Annotated in this window: 18 protein-coding genes; 13 read left to right on the top strand and 5 right to left on the bottom strand. The window is 66.3% G+C overall.

Going from position 1 to position 20,754, the window contains the following annotated elements; genetic code table 11:
* Positions 1-229: 229 nt before the first annotated feature.
* From ABW137_RS07390 to ABW137_RS07350, 9 genes are all read left to right on the top strand, one after another.
* A complete protein-coding gene (locus tag ABW137_RS07390; protein WP_526398420.1) occupies positions 230-1,228 on the top strand; it encodes a hypothetical protein in 999 nt (332 codons plus the stop codon).
* 11 nt (positions 1,229-1,239) lie between these two features.
* Positions 1,240-2,190, top strand: coding sequence for an acetaldehyde dehydrogenase (acetylating) (locus ABW137_RS07385; RefSeq protein ID WP_526398418.1), 951 nt, complete (start codon positions 1,240-1,242; stop codon positions 2,188-2,190).
* Positions 2,187-3,191: a 4-hydroxy-2-oxovalerate aldolase gene (gene dmpG / locus ABW137_RS07380; RefSeq protein WP_526398416.1), complete on the top strand. Its 1,005-nt coding sequence runs from the start codon at positions 2,187-2,189 to the stop codon at positions 3,189-3,191. The genes ABW137_RS07385 and dmpG overlap by 4 nt, the downstream gene beginning before the upstream one ends.
* A gap of 68 nt (positions 3,192-3,259) precedes the next feature.
* Positions 3,260-4,807 (top strand): amino acid permease, encoded by a 1,548-nt coding sequence (locus ABW137_RS07375; protein ID WP_526398415.1) that lies wholly within the window; start codon positions 3,260-3,262, stop codon positions 4,805-4,807.
* Between the two features lie 81 nt (positions 4,808-4,888).
* A complete protein-coding gene (locus ABW137_RS07370; protein WP_526398413.1) occupies positions 4,889-5,530 on the top strand; it encodes a TetR/AcrR family transcriptional regulator in 642 nt (213 codons plus the stop codon).
* Between the two features lie 16 nt (positions 5,531-5,546).
* A complete protein-coding gene (locus tag ABW137_RS07365) occupies positions 5,547-6,983 on the top strand; it encodes an aminobutyraldehyde dehydrogenase (protein WP_526398411.1) in 1,437 nt (478 codons plus the stop codon).
* Between the two features lie 10 nt (positions 6,984-6,993).
* Positions 6,994-7,314: a RedY/HapK family protein gene (locus tag ABW137_RS07360; RefSeq protein ID WP_526398409.1), complete on the top strand. Its 321-nt coding sequence runs from the start codon at positions 6,994-6,996 to the stop codon at positions 7,312-7,314.
* Between the two features lies 1 nt (position 7,315).
* Positions 7,316-9,031 (top strand): phytoene desaturase family protein, encoded by a 1,716-nt coding sequence (locus ABW137_RS07355; protein WP_526398407.1) that lies wholly within the window; start codon positions 7,316-7,318, stop codon positions 9,029-9,031.
* 2 nt (positions 9,032-9,033) lie between these two features.
* Positions 9,034-10,788: a dihydroxy-acid dehydratase gene (locus ABW137_RS07350; RefSeq protein WP_526398405.1), complete on the top strand. Its 1,755-nt coding sequence runs from the start codon at positions 9,034-9,036 to the stop codon at positions 10,786-10,788.
* A 170-nt stretch (positions 10,789-10,958) separates the two neighbouring features.
* On the opposite strand, the gene ABW137_RS07345 is transcribed toward ABW137_RS07350, so the two are convergent.
* Complete coding sequence (locus tag ABW137_RS07345) at positions 10,959-11,414, bottom strand: STAS domain-containing protein (RefSeq protein WP_526398403.1); 456 nt, start codon at positions 11,412-11,414, stop codon at positions 10,959-10,961.
* A 178-nt stretch (positions 11,415-11,592) separates the two neighbouring features.
* Positions 11,593-12,855, bottom strand: coding sequence for a DNA polymerase domain-containing protein (locus ABW137_RS07340; protein WP_526398401.1), 1,263 nt, complete (start codon positions 12,853-12,855; stop codon positions 11,593-11,595).
* Between the two features lie 109 nt (positions 12,856-12,964).
* On the opposite strand from ABW137_RS07340, the gene fadD2 reads away from it, so the two are divergent.
* Positions 12,965-14,686: a long-chain-fatty-acid--CoA ligase FadD2 gene (gene fadD2, locus ABW137_RS07335; RefSeq protein WP_526398399.1), complete on the top strand. Its 1,722-nt coding sequence runs from the start codon at positions 12,965-12,967 to the stop codon at positions 14,684-14,686.
* Positions 14,687-14,811: 125 nt separating this feature from the next.
* Here the strand turns inward: fadD2 and ABW137_RS07330 are convergent, their stop codons facing one another.
* Positions 14,812-15,753, bottom strand: a complete 942-nt coding sequence (locus tag ABW137_RS07330; RefSeq protein ID WP_526398397.1) for an alpha/beta hydrolase — start codon at positions 15,751-15,753, stop codon at positions 14,812-14,814.
* A gap of 220 nt (positions 15,754-15,973) precedes the next feature.
* On the opposite strand from ABW137_RS07330, the gene ABW137_RS07325 reads away from it, so the two are divergent.
* The 3 genes from ABW137_RS07325 (at position 15,974) to ABW137_RS07315 (ending at position 18,249) form a co-directional block, all read left to right on the top strand.
* Positions 15,974-16,768, top strand: a complete 795-nt coding sequence (locus ABW137_RS07325; RefSeq protein ID WP_526398395.1) for an SDR family NAD(P)-dependent oxidoreductase — start codon at positions 15,974-15,976, stop codon at positions 16,766-16,768.
* Between the two features lie 145 nt (positions 16,769-16,913).
* A complete protein-coding gene (locus tag ABW137_RS07320; protein WP_526398393.1) occupies positions 16,914-17,717 on the top strand; it encodes a transglutaminase-like domain-containing protein in 804 nt (267 codons plus the stop codon).
* Between the two features lie 70 nt (positions 17,718-17,787).
* Complete coding sequence (locus tag ABW137_RS07315) at positions 17,788-18,249, top strand: PaaI family thioesterase (protein ID WP_526398391.1); 462 nt, start codon at positions 17,788-17,790, stop codon at positions 18,247-18,249.
* A gap of 58 nt (positions 18,250-18,307) precedes the next feature.
* Here the strand turns inward: ABW137_RS07315 and ABW137_RS07310 are convergent, their stop codons facing one another.
* A complete protein-coding gene (locus ABW137_RS07310) occupies positions 18,308-19,327 on the bottom strand; it encodes an aminotransferase class IV (protein WP_526398389.1) in 1,020 nt (339 codons plus the stop codon).
* A 37-nt stretch (positions 19,328-19,364) separates the two neighbouring features.
* Positions 19,365-20,754: amino acid permease (locus ABW137_RS07305; protein WP_526398387.1), on the bottom strand; the 1,390-nt coding region annotated here is incomplete at its 5' end.

The following is a 20,754-nucleotide window of genomic DNA, read 5'->3' as shown; positions in this document are numbered from 1 at the left end:
CCTGGTCGTGCGCTCCACTCCGATGAGGCTCGAGCCCTTGTCGGACGGCGCATCGGATTTCACCCAGTGAACGGTACCAGTGCTCACTGAAGTCTCGGGCGTCACGGGTCGGATCTTGCCGACCTGTTGACAGCAACCCAAACGTCTCCTAGATTTTCATTTGTTGAAAACAACATTCACTCAGTGAAATTCGCGACTGGTCTCCGGACGGGGTCGAGAAGGAGATGCGATGTCCACCGCAGCAGTAGGAAACACCTCGACCATCACGGACGGCATCGATGGCGGAGCCATCACGGACGGCATCGATGGTGCCGCCATCCTGAGGTCGCAGGGGTTCCTGCCCGCAGACGACTACGACCTGACGCCGTCGACCAAGACGTTCCCCGACGGAGCGAGCTATCGGCTCGAGGTCTCCGGCGTCGAGCGTCTCTCGACCCTCGAGGCGTTGCTCGACGAGTCGCAGAAGCAAGGCGTGTTCATCAACCGAATCGTCGCGTTCGGTGGCGGTTCGACACTGTTGAGCACCGGCGAATTGGCCGACGTCGCAACGCTTGCCGACGAGAGCGGGATCGAACTCATCGCGGTCCCCGGCCCGCGTACCGGCTGGGATCTCGGCAGGCAGGCGCTCAGCACCGAAGGTCAAGCGGGCGGGCGGCGGGTCCGTGGCCTCGACAACGTGCGCTATTTGCTCGACGACTATCTACGGATGTTCTCGACGGGCATCCGCGGCGTGCTGGTGTGGGACGAGGGCGTGCTCGACATCCTGAACAAGGCGCGCGACGCCGGACACATCCCCGCCGACGTGAAGTTCAAGATCTCCGTCTATGCGGGGCATGCGAACCCGGCGTCGATCAGGATCCTTCAGGAGTTGGGTGCCGACAGCGTGAATCCCGTTGGCGACCTGAGCCGTCCGATGCTGGCCGCCATCCGGCGCCACGTCGACATCCCACTGGACGTCTGGGCCGAGACCTTCGAGTCGTTCGGCGGCATGAACCGACTCTGGGAGGCAGGCGCGATCGCGCAGGTGGCGGGACCGGTCTACTTCAAGATCGAACCCGGTGAGTCCGAGGCCGTGATGTACAACGGCTGGATCGAACCGGAGTACCACGAGCGCCTCGTCCGGCACAAGGTTCGGCACGCCGCGATCCTCAACGAGCTCGCCGCCAAGACCGTTCCCGCGGTGAAGGTTTCGTCGAGGCCGGCACCTGCCGCCGTGTTGGCGAACTGAGCGCGGCCGACGTGGCACCACGCGCGACAGCGGCGATCATCGGGTCGGGGAACATCGGGACCGATCTCTTGATCAAGCTCCGGCGCCGGTCCGCGGTCCTGGACGTCGCCGCCATGGTGGGGATCGACCCGCGCAGCGACGGCCTGGCCCGGGCCTCGGGCCTTGACGTCGCCGTCACCGCGGCGGGCGTCGACGGACTGCTGGAGATGGACGCCTTCGACGACCTCGAGGTGATCTTCGACGCCACCAGCGCCGCCGCCCACGTCACGAACTACGCGAAGCTCGAACCGTGGGGCAAGCGCGTCGTCGACCTGACACCTGCGGCCATCGGTCCCTTCGTCGTGCCCGCCGTCAACATGTCCGAGGTCGCCGATCACCAGAACGTGAACATGGTGACGTGCGGCGGGCAGGCCACGATTCCCATCGTCGCGGCGCTGTCGGCGGTGACCGACGTGCGCTACGCCGAGATCGTCGCGTCGATCTCGTCTCGCTCGGCGGGACCGGGCACGCGGGCCAACATCGACGAGTTCACGACGACGACGGCGCGCGCCATCGAGGACGTGGGCGGGGCGCGCCGCGGCAAGGCGATCATCGTGCTCAATCCGGCCGAGCCGTCGATGATCATGCGCGACACCGTCGCCGCACTGATCTCCGGAACCGACGAGGACGCCATCGCGACCGCAGTGACGACGATGGTCCACGCCGTGTCCGAGTACGTCCCCGGCTATCGCCTCAAGCAGGACGTCCGGATCGCGTCGGTGCCGCGCGGCGATCTGCGCAGGCGCCTCGCCGGTGACGACCCGGGGGACCTCCAGCAGGTCACCGTCTTCCTCGAGGTGGAAGGTGCCGCCGACTACCTGCCTGCGTATGCGGGGAGCCTGGACATCATGACCTCCGCCGCAATGCGGGTTGGCGAGGAGCTTGCGGTGCAGAGCAATTCGCGTCGGAAGGTCACGACGTGAGCCCCGAGGTCTACGTACAGGACGTCACGCTGCGCGACGGCATGCACGCGATCGGTCACTCCCTTGGTATCGCCGACGTCCAGCGCATCGCCCGGGTGCTGGACGGCGCCGGCGTCGCCGCGATCGAAGTGGCGCACGGGGACGGGCTCGCCGGTGGCAGCCTCACCTACGGCGCGGGTGCGCACTCTGATGCCGAATGGATCTCCGCCGCCGCGGATGTCGTTTCGACGGCACGGCTCACGACGCTCCTGCTTCCCGGTGTCGGCACCATCGACGACCTGCGCTCCGCCGTAGATCTCGGCGTCACCTCGGTGCGGATCGCCACCCACTGCACCGAGGCGGACATCGCCGAACAACACATCGCGACGGCCCGCGACCTCGGGATCGACGTCGCCGGGTTCCTGATGATGTCGCACATGATCGACCCCGAACAGCTTGCCGCCCAGGCGAAGATCATGGAGTCGGCAGGCGCGGCATGCGTCTACGTGACCGACTCGGGTGGCCGGCTGACGATGGCGGGCGTACGCGATCGGGTGCGGGCCTATCGCGCCGTGCTGGAGCCAACGACCGAGGTCGGCATCCACGCGCATCACAATCTGGCTCTCGGCGTGGCGAACTCACTCGTTGCGGTCGAGGAGGGCGTGCGACGCGTCGACGCCTCACTCACGGGGCTGGGCGCCGGGGCTGGCAATTGTCCACTCGAGGTGTTCGTCGCCGTTGCGGAGCTGAACGGGTGGCAGCACGGGTGTGATCTCTTCGCTCTGATGGATGCCGCCGACGACGTCGTCCGCCCGTTGCAGAAGCGCCCGGTCCGGGTGGATCGCGAGACGCTGACGCTGGGATTCGCGGGCGTGTACTCGAGCTTCCTGCTGCACGCCGAACGCGTTGGCGCCGAACTGGACGTCGAACCGCGCGCGCTTCTGGTGGAAGCGGGCCGCCGCGCGATGGTCGGCGGCCAGGAAGATCTGCTCACCGACCTGGCCCTGGACATGAGGGGGTGAGCAGGACAGCCGTCCGATTCGGCTCGCAGTAACCGACTCCGCCCACATTGCACGAGGGATGAACGATCATGACGAACGTAACCCAATCGCTTGAGCCACCAGAAGGCCGCATGCCGTCGCAAGCATCAACGAACTCACCGGCGCCGCCGGGTGGGCGACGCAACCATGGCCTCAAGAAGGACAGCCTCGGGGTGCCGAGCATCTTCTTCTACATCATCGCCGCTGCGTCGCCCCTGACCGTCGTCGTCGCGCTGTACCCCATCATCATCGGCGCGGGCAACGGACTCGGCATGCCTGGCGCGTTCGTCATCGCCGCGGTGGTGTTGATGATCTTCGCGGTCGGCTACGTGGCGATGAGCAAGCACGTCACCAATGCAGGCGCGTTCTATGCCTACGTCACGCTCGGGCTCGGCCGGGTCGCCGGACTGGGTTCGGCATTCTTGGCGATCTTCGCCTACAACGCCATTCAGGCCGGGCTCTACGGCGGATTCGGTTACTACGCAGGCGAACTGTTCAACACCAGATTCGGCACCGACCTACCGTGGTGGCTGTTCGCGGGCATCGCGTTGGTGCTGTGCCTGGGTCTGGGCGTCCAGGGCGTCCATTCCGGGGCCAAGGTCCTTGGCGTGTTCATGACGCTCGAGGTCACGATGATCACCGTGCTCAGTGTGTGCAGCCTCTTCGGTGGCGACGTGCCTGCGTCCCAATTCTCCTTCCAACCCTTCAGCCCGTCGGTCGTGCTCGCCGGCTCCCTCGGGGTGGCGCTGATGTTCGCCCACGCGTCGTTCATCGGTTTCGAGGGCTCGGCGATCTACGGCGAGGAAGCCCGGGACCCGGCCAGAACCATCCCACGTGCGACCTACCTGTCGATCGCCTTCATGGGCACGCTGTACGCCGTGTCCGGGTGGCTCATCATGAATGCGCTCGGGCTCGACAAGGTGGTCGGCATCGCGCAGGAATCCGGCGGCGACTTCATCTTCGTCGCCAGCGACACCATCATCGGGCACAACATCTCACTGGTCTTCCAGATCCTGATCATCACGGCTCTGTTCGCCGCCATCGTGACGTTCCACAACAACGTGGCCCGCTACACGTTCTCGATGGGCCGCCAGGGTCTGCTCTGGAAGCCGCTGGGCTGGACGCTGCCCCGCAGGCAAACACCGTGGGTGGCGTCGGTCGTGCAGACCCTGAGCATCGCCATCGTCGTCGCGCTGTTCGCGCTCTTCGACCAGGATCCGTTCGCCGGGTTGTTCACCTGGGCCACCGGAATCGGCACCATCGGCGTCATCCTCTCGCAGTTGGTGGCGGGCATTGCGATCTTCGTCTTCTTCCGAAAGTCCAACGTGGACAAGCGATTGTGGAACACCGTCATCGCGCCGATCCTCGCGGTCATCGGCCTCGGCGCGTTCTTCGTTCTGACGCTGGACAGCCTCGACATCTTGCTCGGCGCGCAGGGTGCCCTCGCCATGCTGATGCTGTCGCTGGTGTTCGTGGCGCTCGGCCTTGGCATGCTCTACGGCCTCTACCTGAAGTTCGCCGCGCCGGATCGGTACGCGCAGCTGGGGCGCGCGCTCAACGAGCGCCAGCTGGAGGATCCCGCGCCCGAGGCGATGTAGCGCAGCCATGGACACGCACGAAACGCCTGGGTACATTCGTCTCCATCGATACGTACAAATGTTCTTAAAGGCGGTGCAACCATGGTCGCGGCACCCCGGCGCGCGCGCAGGCACGACCCCAACCGGCGGGAGCGCATCGTCGAGGCGGCGCTGCAGGTACTGGCGCGCGACGGCGTCGCGGGCATCACCCACCGCGCGATCGGCGCTGCCGCCGACGTTCCGCTCGGCTCCATCACCTATCACTTCGCCACGCTCGGGGACGTCGTGCAGGCCGCGTTCGACGTCCACGTCACGAAGCTCGCCACGCGCTTCGAGTCCCGGCTGGCGTCGTGCGACACGGCGGAGGGCGTCGTCGAGTGCATCGTCGCTGCCATCACCGACGACCTCGCGGCAAACCCGAACGAGCTCGCCGTCACCTACGAGCTCTACGGGGACGCCGTCCGCACGGCGCAGACCAAGCGACTCACCCAGCGCTGGATGACCCTGGCCGAGGATGCGCTCGCGCAGCACTTCGACCGCGCCACCGCTCGGCTGCTCGACGTCGTTGTCGAGGGGCTGATGGTGCACATTTCCATTGCGCAACAACAGGTCTCGAAGGAGGAAGTTCGCGCGCTTCTGGCCATCACCGCGCAGGCGGGCCAGACGACCCACCAATCGGGCACCGGGATCGGCGTCCTGGTGGATTCGGACCGCAGATTCGTCAAGCAGGAACCCACAACTTGAGCCTTCAGGAGGAACCATGAGTTTCAACCCGCAGATGTTCATCGACGGCAGCTGGACCCAGGCGGCAGGCGGTGCCGTGGATGCGGTACGCGCCCCGGCGACCGGTGAGGTCTTCGCCGAGGCCGCCCACGGCACCGCCACCGACGTCGACCGTGCGGTGGCGGCGGCCGAGACCGCCTTCGGCGGATGGGCGAAGACCCCCGTCGGCGAACGGGCCAGAGCGTTTCTCAAGCTCGCCGACCGGGTGGAGGACGACCTGTCCAACCTCGCGGAGATCGAATCCCGCAACGTCGGAAAGCCGATCGGTCTCGCCACCGAGGAGATGGGGATGATCGCCGACCACCTGCGCTTCTTCGCGGGCGCGGCGCGGTCGTCCGAGGGGCGGGCGGCCACGGAATACGTTCGCGGCAAGACCAGCATCATCCGCCGCGACCCCCTCGGCGTCGTCGGTTCGGTGGCGCCGTGGAACTACCCGCTGCTGATGGCCATCTGGAAGATATCTCCGGCGTTGCTCACGGGAAATACGCTGGTGCTCAAGCCGTCTGAGCACACGCCATTCTCCGTGCTGCGCCTCGCGGAGTTGGCGCAGGATCTGTTTCCCGCAGGCGTGCTGAACGTCGTCACCGGGGACGGTGCGGAGGTGGGGGCACGGCTGGTCGCACATCCGCGGGTGCGGATGTCGTCGCTGACCGGTTCGGTCAACACCGGCCGGGCGCTGATGCGGGCATCGGCGGACTCGAACCTCAAGCGACTGCACCTCGAACTCGGCGGCAAGGCTCCGGTGCTGGTCTACGCCGACGCCGACGTCTCGCTGACCGTCGACAAGATCATGGAGGGCGCGTTCTGCAACTCCGGCCAGGACTGCATGGCGGCGTCTCGGCTCTACGTCCACGAAGCGATCCACGACGAGTTGGTCGCCGGTCTCGAGAAGGCCGTCACCGCACTCGATCTCGGGGACCTCGCCGACGAGCGCACCGCGATGGGCCCCGTCATCACGGCCGCCCACCGAGACCGGGTGGAGGGCTTCGTCGAGCGCGCAAAGGCCACCGGACACACCGAGCTCATCCAGGGTGACAACCCCGGCACCGGGTTCTACACCGCGCCGACCGTCGTCGTCGGAGCCAGGCAGGGCGACGAGATCGTCTCGACGGAGGTGTTCGGCCCCGTCACCTCAGTGACCAAGTTCGGTGACGCCGACGACGTGGTGGCGTGGGCGAACGACACCGAATACGGGCTGGCAGCATCGATTTTCACCAACGACGTGTCGCGCGCACTCGACGTGTCCAGCGACCTGCAGTTCGGCACGGTCTGGGTGAACGATCACCTCCCCGTCACCCCGGAGATGCCCCACGGCGGCTTCAAGCAGTCGGGCAACGGCAAGGACATGTCGATCTACTCACTCGAGGAGTACACCGAGATCAAGCACGTCATGATCAGCAGAGAGATCGCGTGAGATGGCAGGAGTGAGCGCCATCAACACGTTTTCGCTACGCCCGGGCGTCAGCGCCGAGCAGTTCGCGGCCTTCTCCGCCGAACTGGACCGACCGACGTGCCTGGCCTTCGACGTCGTGGAGAGCTTCGAGGTCTACCTGGTCGATGGCGACGACGCCTCGGACATCGACGTCGTCGAGGTCATGACAGTCCGGTCGTGGCAAGAGTGGGAAGCGGTGCGTGACAACGCGCCGGAGCTCAAACCAGTGGTCCAACGGTTCGACGAACTCGTCGAGCCTGCCAGCGTGGCAACGTTACTCACGCGCTGCGCATCACCCGTCGAGGAGAACTGACATGCCCATGTATGACGCCATCGTCATCGGTGCCGGACACAACGGTCTGGTGACCGCCAACTACCTGGCCCGTGCGGGCAAGAGCGTGCTCGTCCTGGAGGCCCGCGACGTGGTCGGCGGGGCCTGTGTCACCGAGGAACTCATCCCGGGGTCCAAGTGGTCGTCGTGCGCGTTCATCGCTGGTCTGTTGCGCCCGGAGATCATCGCGGAACTGGAGCTCGCCCGGTTCGGACTCGACCTCTATCAGGGTGATGCGTTGTCGTTCAGCCTCTTCCGCGATGGGACGTCCTTCACGATGTGGAAGGAGACCGACCGAACTCTCCGGGAGATCGAGAAGCTCAACAAGCGGGACGCGCAGGCCTTCCTCGACTTCGGGGTGCGACTGCAGACGTTCGCCGGGATCGTCACGCCGTGGCTGTTGAAGTCGCCTCCGGAACGGTCGGAGATCATGGCGGAGTTCGAGGCGGCAGGGGAGCAGGCGCTGTTCGACGAATTCACCCTGATCTCGGTGCGGGACCTCCTCGACCGATACTTCGAGGACGAACGCCTGAAGAGCATGCTGACCTTCTTCGGGATGGTATCCATCTACGGCGGACCGTCGTCACCGGGTACCGCCTACACCTACGGCCACCACTCCTGGGGCGAATTCAACGGAAACTTCGGGCAGTTCGGCCTGGCCAGGGGCGGGATGGGTGCGATCAGTGAGGCGCTCGCGGCCGGGGCCAGGCACTACGGTGCCACGATCAGGACGTCGGCACCGGTCGAACGCGTCGTCGTCGAGCGGGGTGTGGCCACCGGGGTTCGCCTGCGTGACGGTTCCGTGGTCACCGGTGCGCAGATCTTCTCCAACGCCGACCCCAAGCGGTCACTGTTGCAACTGCTCGACGAGGGCGTGCTGGCCCCCAGCCTGGTGCGCGCGGTCGGGAACATCGACACCCGCGGCTCGATGGCCCGCATCCACCTACTGATCGATGAACTGCCGCAGTACCTTCCGTTCGCCGATGCCAGTCCGGGTCCGCAACACCACGGCCACCAGCTGCTCGGACCCAGCCGGGAGGCCTTCGAGGAGGCGTTCGAGGCCCAACGCCGCGGAACGTTCCCGAGCACGTTCGTGATAGAGGCCGTCACGCAGTCGGTGACCGACGACTCGTTGGCTCCCGAGGGGCTGCACACCATGACCCTCGGCATCCAGCAGCTGCCGTCCGAGTTGTCGGGGACCACCTGGGCGGCGGAGAAGGAGCGCTGGGCGGACCTCGTGTGTGAGGACCTGTTCACCTACGCCCCGAACCTGCGTGGGCACATCGTCGACAGGGCCATCATCACCCCCGACGATCTTCAAGAGGAATACCTGATCACCGACGGGAACATCTTCCACGGCAGCATGATGCTCGATCAATTGTTCGGTGCGCGCCCGCTGCCCGAGCTGGCGAATTATCGCACGCCCGTTCGCAATTACTACCTCTGCGGCGTCGGCACGCACCCGGGCGGAGGAGTGATGGGCGCCAGCGGTCACAACGCGGCCAAGGTGGCGCTCGCCGATGCCGCGGGCACGGCAACCCCGCAGCGGTCCGGTGGCCCGAAGGGTAGACGGCAACCGTGGCAGCAACGGGTGGTGGGCGGTCTGATGTCCACCAGGTCCGGGCGGTGGCTGAGTTACCAGGCGGCCAGGCAACCCGCGATGCGCAAGATCACCGCGTACGCCGCCAAGGTGCGATAGCGATGACGGTTCCGCGTCACGAGCTCAAGAGTGCCAAATGGTTTGCCGGCCATGACGTTCCCGGCTTCGTCCATCGGTCGGCGATGCGCGCTTCAGGGTTCTCGCGGATGGCGGTCGACGGTCGCCCGATCATCGGCATCTGCAACTCGTGGTCGGAAGTCGTCAACTGCAACATGCACTTTCGCGGGCTGGCCGACTCCGTCCGTCGCGGAGTGCTGGCGGCGGGCGGGTTCCCCCTGGAGTTCCCGACCATCTCGCTGGGCGAGCAACTCATGAAGCCAACCACCATGTTGTTTCGCAACCTGATGGCAATGGACGTCGAGGAGTCCATCCGCGCGTACCCGTTCGACGCGGTCGTCCTGCTGGGGGGGTGCGACAAGACGGTGCCCGCGCAGCTCATGGGTGCCGCCAGCGCCGACGTGCCTGCGATCGCACTCACCGGAGGACCGGCGTCGCCCGCGGTCTTCAACGGCAAGCAGCTCGGCGTCGGCACCGACCTGTGGGAGTACATCGACGAAGTCAGGGCCGGGCGCATGTCGATGGCGGAGTACGACCGGCTGGAGTCGGCGGCCGGTCCGTCGCAGGGCCACTGTCCTGAGATGGGGACGGCGTCGACGATGGCGACCCTCGTCGAGGGGCTCGGCATGACGTTGCCGGGCGCCGCCGCGGTGCCCGCGATGGATTCTCGACGACTTCAGATCGCCGAGACGTGTGGGGTCCGTGCGGTCGGGCTCGCCACCGAGGGGTTGCGCCCCTCGCAGATCCTCACCCGCGAGGCCTTCGACAACGCCATCACCCTGATGCTGGCCGTCGGCGGATCGACCAACGCGATCATCCACCTCCTCGCCATCGCCGGCCGCGTCGGCGTGGATCTCCCGCTCGACCGCTTCCACGAACTGTCGTCCCGGACGCCTCTGATGGTGAACGTACGTCCGGCCGGCCAGCATCTCGTCGAGCAGGTGTTCCACGCCGGCGGGATACCCGCGGTCATGAAGTCGATCGAGACCCTGCTTCACACCGAGGCGCTGACGGTCACCGGCAAGACCGTCGCCGACAACCTGCCCGACGTCGGCGGCACCGATCGTGGCGTGATCGCCGACCTCGCTGCGCCGTTCCAGCCGCCGCAGGGACTTGCGGTGCTCCACGGCAACCTGGCGCCCGACGGTGCCGTGATCAAGTGCAGCGCGGCAACCCCGGGGCTGTTGATCCATCAGGGCCCTGCGGTCGTGTTCAACGACATGGCCGACCTGATGTCCCGCTTCGACGATCCCGATCTGGACGTGACGGCGGACTCGGTCCTGGTGTTGCGCTCCGCAGGCCCGCGCGGCGCGCCAGGCATGCCCGAATGGGGGCAATTGCCGATCCCCAGCAAGCTGCTCGCCGAAGGCGTCACCGACATGGTGCGGATCTCGGACGCCCGGATGAGCGGCACTGCCTACGGCACCTGTGTGCTGCACGTCAGCCCCGAGTCCGCAGCGGGTGGTCCACTGGCCCTGGTGCGGGATGGCGACGTGATCGCCCTGGATGCGCAGGCCGGGAAGCTCGACGTCATGGTCTCCGACGCCGAACTCGCGCAGCGGCGTCGAGAAGGCCTACCGACCACCAAGCCTGCGCCGGCTCGCGGTTATGCCGCGCTCTACGTCGACCGGGTGCTCCAAGCCGACCGAGGATGCGACTTCGACTTTCTGGTGGGACGGTCCGCCAACCCGGCGGCCGAGCCGGACGCCATCTTCGAGGGCTGGATCGGCGGCTGGTAGCGCACGCAAAAAAACGCCCACCCTCGGCGACGAACAATCGCTTCGGGTGGGCGTCTCGTTGAGGGGCGGTCGCGCTCAGCGCGCGGAGGTCACTTCCTGGTGCTTGTGCCGAGGATGAATCAGGTACCGCAACCAGCGAACATCGATCAACATGTGTGCAATCCCTTCCGCTATGCGGACTTGGTGAGGATGGGGAGGATGCGACGGCGCTCGCCTGCGACGTCCGAGAAGTGGTGCAGCGCTTCGGGAACCGATGCCGTGGCCGGGAAGACCTCGTCGACGCCGCACAGCCGCAGCGTGCGCGACACCTGCTGGCTGGCGATCAGCGACCACTCGTCGCCCGCGGCAAAGCAGGCTTCGTCGATGGCGTCGAGCAACGCGATGGCGGGTGCAGCGAATGAGGTAACGCCGCTGAGGTCGAGGATGAAGGGCTTCTCCGCGATGATGCAGCCCTTGGCCTGTTCCACGACGAGCGCGACGTTGACCTCGTCGATGGCGCCGGTGATGGTCAGGACGGTGGCGAGTTGCCTGCACTGCTTGTGGAGCTCGGCGCCGTTGCATTCCACGGACGGATTTCCGTAGCGGAAGCGGGAATTCGATACCGAGCTGGTGCTCGTTGCGGTCATGGCACTGCCTCCCTTCGGTTGCCGAATGAGTGGGCGGCGATGCCGTCATTTCGACTTGAATCCCAAGGTAGGTGCCCAAAATAAGGTACCGGGGAGTAACTCCTAAAACATCGTTAAGAAGTGCAGTCGGCGTGAGCAGCAAATTCTCAGAGCTCTCACAATGCTTGAGAGGTTTGGCTCAGCCCCTGCGCCATTGCCCGCCCGAATAACCCTCCCACGGGGAGTAGTCCGCGATCAGCTCTTCCTGCGGTGGGCGCTGGTCCTCGGGCACGTGTTGCAAGTTGATCCGGACGCGGTACCAGATGGAGCTGGGGCCGCGCATGCCGTCGACCAGCACGTCGATCGGCTCCAACCGCTCTGCGGCCGACGCGTACTTCACCTTCCACGTCTCCAGGGCGGCCAGTGCCTCGTCCTTGGTCTTCGTGCGGGCGATCTCGATCAGGGGCTTCGTGGAAACGCGGCCACCCGTCGAATCATCACCACGACGCGCCCCCTTGGGTGCCCTCTCGGCGGGACCGAGTTCCTCGGCCAGGGCCAGCAGCCCCTCGAGGCCGCCCCTTGCGTCGTCCATGCCCTCCCACGGGTCGCCGATCTCGGCGTAGCGCTGCGGCACCGTCGCCACGGTGAACGCCTCGGGCCTGCAGTCCGGCACCTCGTCCCACCGAAGTGGAGTGGACACCCGGGCGTCGGGTCGGGACCGCACCGAGTACGCCGATGCGACAGTGCGGTCCTTGGCGTTCTGGTTGAAGTCGACGAAGACCCCCTCGCGCTCTTCCTTCCACCACCGACTCGTCGCCAAATCCGGTGCGCGCCTTTCGACTTCGCGCGCAATGGTCTCGGCGGCCAGGCGCACCTGCCTGTAGGGCCAATTCGGCTCGATGCGGGCGTAGATGTGGAATCCTCGCGACCCCGAGGTCTTGGGCCACGCGGTCAGGCCGTAGTCGGCGAGTACGTCGCGTGCCACCATTGCCACGTCGAGGATTTGTGGCCACTCCACTCCCGGCATCGGGTCGAGGTCGACGCGCAGCTCGTCGGGGTGCTCCAGGTCGTCGGCCAGGACCGGGTGCGGGTTGAGGTCGACGCAACCCAGGTTGACCGCCCACGCCAGGCCCGCCGCGTCGTCGAGGACGGCCTCCTTGGCCGAGGTACCCGATGCGTACTTCAGTTCGGCCACGGCGATCCATTCCGGCCGATTCTCTGGGGCGCGCTTCTGAAAGATGGCCTCCTCGGAGATCCCCTTGACGAAGCGCTTCAGGATCATCGGGCGATTCCTCACGCCGCGCAGCGCCCCGTCGGCGACCGAGAGGTAGTACTCGATGAGATCGAGCTTGGTGACGTCGGCCCTACCGTCGGAGCCGGGAAACACGACTTTGTCGGGATGGGTGACCCGCAGGGTGCGACCTCCGATGTCCATGGACAGCGAAGACGCCATGGGAGTCATCGTAGTTGCGCACCAGGACCGAGCGGCGCGCTGGGATTGCCATCGGGCGACGGGATCACTCGCGGAGCTGCCGGTGCCGCGTGCGACGACCGTCACATATTGTGGGGCCATGCCCAACCTCACAGACCTTCCACTGCAGGCAGCGGCCAAGGTTCAGCAGTATCTGGAGCGCGGTTCGGCCGAACTGCACTACGCCAGGAAGATGTTCGAGGCGGGTGCCCTGAAACTGGAACACCCGCAGAACGTTGCGGCGATGCTCGCCGACATCCGACGCTGGGGCGAGTTCGGGATGCTCCCGGCTCTGAACGCGCGCAGGAACCCCAGCGGCATCGCGGTCATCGACGACGACGGCGAGCTGACGTTCAAGGAATTGGACGACGCCGCCAACTCCGTCGCGAACGGACTGCGGGCCATGGGCGTCAACGGCGGCGACGGCGTGGCACTGCTGATCCGCAACCACCGCTGGTTCCTGATCGCGCTCTACGGTGCGGCGAAGGTCGGCGTGCGGCTCATCCTGCTCAACAGCGAGTTCTCCGGGCCGCAGATCAAGGAGGTCTCCGAGCGCGAGGGCGCGAAGTTGATCATCCACGACGACGAGTACACGAAGGCCTGTTCGGCGGCCTCCCCGGAGCTGGGCAAGCTCCGTGCGTTGCCGACCAATCCGGACAAGGTCGACGCGGCGTCGTCGTCGGCGTCGGAGGACGAGCTGGCCGAGAGCCACGACGAGACGCTCGCGGACTTGATCAGCCGCAACGAGTCGACGCCGCCGCCGAAGTCGTCTGCGCACTCGAAGATCATCATTCTCACCAGCGGGACCACCGGTACGCCCAAGGGCGCCAACCGAAGCACCCCACCGTCGCTGGCGCCGATCGGTGGCGTCCTGTCGCATGTGCCGTTCAAGTCGGGTGAGGTGACCTCGCTGCCTGCCCCGATGTTCCACGCGCTGGGGTTCCTGCACGCCACCATCGCCATGATGCTCGGCAGCACGCTGGTGCTGCGCAGGCGGTTCAAGCCGGCGACCGTGCTCGCCGACATCGAGAAGAACAAGGTAACGGCCATCGTCGTCGTGCCGGTGATGTTGTCGCGCATCCTCGACGAGCTGGAGAAGACCAGCCCCAAGCCCAACCTGTCGAGCCTGCGCATCGTCTTCGTCTCCGGATCCCAGCTCGGTGGCGAGCTCGCCACCCGCGCGCTCAAGGACCTGGGTCCGGTCGTCTACAACCTGTACGGCTCCACCGAGATCGCGTTCGCGACCATCGCCCGTCCCAAGGATCTGTCGATCAACCCGTCGACCGTGGGCCCCGTGGTCAAGGGCGTCAAGGTCAAACTGTTCGACGACAACGGCAACGAGGTGCCCAACGGCGAGGTCGGCCGGATCTTCGTCGGCAACACGTTCCCGTTCGAGGGGTACACCGGCGGCGGCCACAAGGCGATCATCGACGGGCTCATGTCATCAGGCGACGTCGGCTACTTCGACGAGCACGGGTTGCTCTACGTCAGCGGCCGCGACGACGAGATGATCGTCTGCGGCGGCGAGAACGTCTTCCCCGCCGAGGTCGAGGATCTGATCAGCGGTCACCCCGAGGTCGTCGAGGCCACTGCGCTCGGCGTCGAGGACGAGGAATGGGGCCACCGACTGCGTGCCTTCGTGGTGAAGACCGACGGCGCCACCGTGGACGAGGACGCCATCAAGGCCTACGTCAAGGACAACCTGGCCCGCTACAAGGTGCCCCGCGAGGTGGTCTTCCTCGACGAGCTGCCGCGCAATCCGACGGGGAAGATCCTGAAGAGGGAGCTCAAGGAGATCTCCGTGGGCGGAGACGACGGGTAGGCAGAAGTGGGCGGAGACGACGGGTAGGCAGAAGTCGCCGGAGACGACGGGTAGCCTTCTCCCGCAACGGGTTCGGCCCGGCCAGACCGTGATGGTCCAGCCGGGCCGAGTGCCGTGTGACGCTGCTAGCTCGCAGTCGGAGTGGCGCCGAGGACCCGCTGGATGTCGGGCTTCATGGCCAGCAGCTGCTGGCCCCAGTACGGCCAGTCGTGCGTGCCGCTGTCCGGGAAGTTGAACACGCCGTTGGTGCCGCCTGCGGCGATGTAGTTGTCCTGGAAGGTCTTGTTGGTGCGCAACGTGAAGCTCTCCAGGAACTTGGCGGGCAGGTTGTCGCCGCCAAGGTCGCTCGGGGTGCCGTCCCCGCAGTAGACCCAGATCCTGGTGCCGTTGGCGACGAGCTTCGCAATGTTGACCATCGGGTCGTTGCGCTGCCACGCCGGGTCACTCGACGGACCCCACATGTCGTCGGACTTGAACCCGCCCGCGTCGCCCATCGAGGTGTTCACCAGCCCGGGCCACCAACCCTCGGAAAGGTTGAGGAAGCCCGACAGTGACGCTGCGTACGGGAACTGCTGGGGGTGGTAGATCGCCAGGGTCAGGGCGGCGGAACCAGCCATCGACAAGCCGACCGCAGCGCTGCCCGTGGGCTTTACGTCGTTGTTGGCCTGCAGGTACGCGGGCAGCTCCTGGGTGAGGAACGTCTCCCACTTGTAGGTCTGGCAACCGTTCTTGCCGCACGCGGGCCGGTACCAGTCGCTGTAGAAGCTGGACTGACCGCCGACGGGCATGACGACCGACAAGCCGGACTGGTAGTACCACTCGAAGGCGGGAGTGTTGATGTCCCAACCGTTGAAGTCATCCTGCGCGCGCAGGCCGTCGAGCAGGTACACGGCGGGCGAGTTGGGCCCACCGCTCTGGAACTGGACCTTGATGTCGTGACCCATCCCCGCCGACGGGACCATCAGGTACTCGACCGGCAGGCCCGGCCGCGAGAAGGCATTCGCCGTGGCGGTGTTGCCTGCCAAACCTACGAATACGGGCAGTAACACCGCCAGGACAGCCGTCATCAACAACCGGCGCACAAGATCTCCTCATCGTCAACGGATTGGTACCGGACCGCCGTCGGATGGGTGTCTCACATCGCCCGGTGTCGCCTCGCATCGTCGCCCAGGCGGAGGGGGTCCTGCCCAAAACGGTTCCATATTCTGCTGGGAATGTCATGTGGAAGCAAGTGGAGCTAACGAATAAGCCGGAATAGCTCGGGGGCGGCGGTGGTATTACTGCGTCGTGAACATCGACTTGACTGGCAAGACCGCACTCGTCACCGGCTCCACCCAGGGCATCGGGCTCGCGATCGCCAAGGGGCTCGCCGACAGCGGCGCGCGCGTCGTCGTGAACGGCCGCACGGCAGCTCGCGTCGAGGCCGCCGTCTCCGAGCTGAGCGGGTCCGTTTCCGCCGGCGAGGTGATCGGCGTCGCGGTCGACGTGACCACCGAGGACGGGGTGTCCGAGCTGGTCCGCGAACTTCCCGACGTCGACGTCCTGGTCAACAACCTCGGGATCTTCGGCGCGGTGCCCGCCAGGGAAATCACCGACGAACAGTGGCGCACCTACTTCGACGTGAACGTCCTCGCGGCGGTCCGGTTGATCCGCACCTATCTGCCGGGGATGGTCGAGCGGGGCTGGGGGCGGGCGATTCAGATCGCGAGCGACTCGGCGATCGTCATCCCCGAGGAGATGATCCACTACGGCGTGTCCAAGACGGCGCTGCTCGCGGTGTCGCGCGGCTTTGCCAAGGACGCGGCGGGAACCGGGGTGACGGTGAATTCGGTCATCGCCGGTCCGACCCACACCGCCGGTGTCGAGGACTTCGTCTACCAATTGGTCGACAAGTCCCTGCCGTGGGACGAGGCGCAGCGGGAGTTCATGCGCAAGCACCGGCCGCAGTCGCTCCTGCAGCGGCTCATCGAGCCCGAGGAAATCGCGGCGATGGTGACGTACTTGAGCTCCCCATGGGCGTCGGCCACGACGGGTGCCGCGGTCCGAGTCGACGGTGGGTACGTCGACTCGATCATCCCCTAGACTCTGCGACGTCACACCGGTGTGTGATCTTGGCCGGTGCTCGCCCCAGTCACGTTTGGCCCCAGCTTCCGCCGGGTAACGATGTGCCGACACGATGCGCTTGCCGCGTCTCTACCCGAAATACGTACGAAAGTTGTGGTGAGCCATGAGGCGCGAAGTCGGTGCGCAACTACAGGTCGAGGTGTTCGACCCGACCACCCTTGAGTTTCAGATCGCAGTGGCGCCGCAGCCGGGCGCCGAGGTGACCGAGGAACTGTCGTTCACGTTGAACGGCAACGCAATCGAGCCGATGGAGCTCGTCGGGCAGCACGGCACCCGCATCCACAAGTTCGAGGCGGGCAAGGGCACGGTGCTGGCCAACTACTCGGCGACCATCATCGGACAGACCGACCCGGCACCGGTCACCGAGATCGACCTGTCGACGTACCTGCGGCCCAGCCGCTACGCCGAGGCCGACAAGTTCTACGGCTTCGCCGCAACGGAATTCGGCGATTACGCGAAGTCGATCACGCTGCTGGAGAAGGTGTCTTCCTGGGTCGGTACCCGGTTGCAGTACGTGCCCGGATCCAGCGACCCCATCGACGGCGCCGCGGACACCGTGCTGGCAGGCCAGGGTGTGTGCCGTGACTACGCACACTTGGTGATCGCCCTGCTGCGTGCGGTCAACGTGCCTGCCCGACTCGTCGCGGTGTACGCGCCGGGTTGTTACCCGATGGACTTCCACGCCGTCGCCGAGGCCTACGTCGACGGGATGTGGCGGGTGGTCGACGCGACGTGCCTCGCGCCGCGGCAGACGATGGTGCGCATCGCCACGGGCCGCGACGCGGCCGACACGGCCTTCCTCGACAATCACGGCGGCGGGATCAACCTGACGAGCATGAACGTCAACGCCTGGGTGGAGGGGATGCTGCCCATCGACGACGTCAAGGACCTCGTCTCGCTGGGGTAGCGCCGCGAGACGTTGTTGGCCTGGTGGTCACCGTGCCGTAAGCCAACAGTGTCAGTCTGCGGAGATGGACATGACCCGCGTGGCACGCCAACTGCTGGAACCAATTCCCGCGCACCGGACCGCGGGCATCGAGGTGGTGCGCGCTGCCGACGGCGCCGCCGAGATCGCGGCCACGACACCGGAGGGCCTGACCAACGTCATCGGATCGCTGCACTCCAGCGGTCTGGTGGCGCTGCTGGACGCCGCCGGACTCGGGGCGATCATCGCCGACAATCCCGAGCCCGACATGGCGGGCATCCTGCCGCTGGGTTGGGCCGCGACGCTGGAATTCCTGGCGCCGGCGCGGGGTCGGCTGGTGGCGACCTGCCGATTGGCGGCTCAGGAACGCGAGGCGCTGGCCATGCTGTGGTCGGGCGAGCAGGAGCGGGTTCGGCTGTCCACCAGTGCCGAAGTGACCGACGCCGGTGGAAGATTGGTGTGCCGGGGCACCTTTCACTGGAGTGTGCAGCGCATCCCCGTTCCGGCGATCTAGTGACCTATCTCAGCGGGTGATCGAACGGCCACCCGCCGAGATAGGTCAGGGCGCGAGATCAGTACTCGATGGCCTCGATCAGCGGGCCTGGCTCGTCCATCAGGGCCCAGAAGCGGTCGCGAATCTTGACGGTGATCGGGCCGGGTTCGCCGTTGCCGATCTTCTCGCCGTCGAGGGTGTTGATCGGGGTCACGCCGCCAGCGGTGGTGACGGCCATGATCTCGTCGGCGTCGTAGAGCTCCCGGCTGCTGACGTCGCGCAGGGTGGCCTCGATGCCCATCTGGTCCGCGAGCTCGAAGACGGTCTTTCTGGTGATGCCGGGCAACGCATTTCGCGACGGTGAGGCCAGCTTGCCGTCCTTGACGACGACGACGTTGAAGCCCGGGCCCTCGGCGACGCAACTGTCGCTGTCGAGCAGGATCGCGGTACGGGCGCCGCGGTCCTTGGCCTCGAAGCTGGCGGCGGTGAGGTCGCCCCACTGGTAGTTCTTGATCGTCGGGTCGACGGTGTTGCGCCCTGCGCGGCGGACGTGGCGCGGCACGATCGCCGTGGTGCCGAAGATCTGCTCGGCGGGCGGGAAGGCCCACAGGTAGGGGATGGCGTAGACGTAGACCTGATGGGTCAGCTTGGTGAGGTCCTTCTCACCCTTCTTCTTCCCGTATCCGCGGGTGATGGACAGGTTGACGAAGGATTCGCGAAGCTGCGACATCGAGATGCACTTCTTGGTGATCTCGGCGAGTTCGTCTTTGCTCATGCCTGCGTCGAGGCGCAGCTTGTTGGCGCCGTCGAGCAGTCGGTCGATGTGGTCGTCGAGTCGAAACACGTTGCCGTGCCACACGTGTGCCACGGTGTAGGTGACGTCGGAGTGGCCGAAGCCGGTGTCGAAGATCGAAATCCTGGCGTCTTCGGCGGGGATGAACTCGCCCTCGATCCAGGCCACGCCGCCCGCGTAGGGGCTGGAGGTGTCCAGTTCGTAGTCGCTGTACTGGATCACCGAACCCTCGGGGGTGTCCTCGCGGATGGCGGCGCCGGGCTCGACGGCGACCAGGTTGCTGGTGCCGGGGTGCGTGACGGTCATGATGTCCTCTCGGGAAATGGTTGTTGGTCAGTCGGATTCAGGAGATGTGGGTCTTGGCGTAATCGGGTCCCGCTTCGCCGTTGGCCAACCGCTTGCGAAGGCCGGTGACGGACCAGACGCCGGCCAGGACGACGAGGCCCAAGAACACGTAGCCGTTGCCTGCGAACTGCGGCAGGAAGATCAGCGCCGCGCACACCAGGCTGAAGACGATCAGGCCGACGACGTAGATCGGCATCCGGGCCCGGCCCAGGTCGAACGTGCCTGGTTCGGCGGCGGGGATGGTGCCCCGGCGGTGACCGACGATCAGGGCGACGGTCTGCAGCACGTAGGTGGCGAAGACGGCCAGTGCCGACAAGCCGAGAATGAGGAAGAACGCCTTCTCGCTCACCAGGGCCAGGAGCAGGAGCGCCGTCGAGAAGCCGAACAGCCCGAGCACGGCGTACGTGGGGGTGCGATTGCTCGGGGACACGTGGCGCCACACGTGCGAGAACGGGAGCATGTTGTCGCGGGCCATCGAGTACGTCAGCCGGGTGGCGACCAGGATGTTGGCCAGGATGCATGCCATGACGTTCGTGAGTGCCACGGCGACAACGATTTTGGTGATGACTGGACCGACCTGCTGGGTGATGATCTCTTCGATCGGTGCCGCGGAGTTCGCCTCGACCGCTGCGGCGTCCTTGATGGCCAGTACGTAGACGACGTACATCAGGAACTCGATCACGATCGATGCGGTCAGCGCGTAGAACATGGTGCGGGGGATGACGTGCCGGGCGTTCTTGGTCTCCTCGGCCACGTCGGCGCTGGCTTCCACGCCGATCAGGCCGAAGAACGGTCCGAGGGACGCAGCCAACCACGCGATGATGTACGGCGTTGCGCCGTCGGAGGTGCCGCCGGTGAACAGCACCGAGAGCGGCTGGTGGTTCTCGGGCGCGGAGAACGCGACGATCGCGACGAGGATCGTCGCACCGATGGTGATGACGAACTCCAGGCTGACACCGATGTTGTTGACCATCGTCGCGAACCGCACGCCGTAGAGGTTGACGAGCATGCAGACGGCCATGACGCCGATCGCGACGAGGATCTGGACGGTCTGCGTCATCTCCCAGCCGAACAGGCCACCGAGGTAGCCGGAGAGGATGAAGCCCACCCCGGTCATGCCGCAGATCCATCCGGCGAGCGCCATCACGCCGGTGAACCAGGCGAGGGTGGAGCCGTGGATTCGGCTGGTCCACTGGTAGGCGTATCCGGCCAGCGGGATCTTCGCGGTGAGGTCGGCGGCGATGAAGACCCAGATGAGGAACACCGCGGCGGCGAGCAGCAGTGTCCAGACGAACGGACCGCCCGCCGTGAAGTACCCGGCGCCGAAGCCGGTGAACACCGCGGTGGTGGCGCTGATGGTGGCGAACCCGATGGCGAACGACGCCAGC

It is taken from the genome of Mycobacterium sp. (genome assembly GCF_040509115.1).
Classification (GTDB): Bacteria; Actinomycetota; Actinomycetes; order Mycobacteriales; family Mycobacteriaceae; genus Mycobacterium.
Note: the sequence above shows the minus strand (reverse complement) of the source record. Positions and strands in the feature narration are given on the sequence as shown.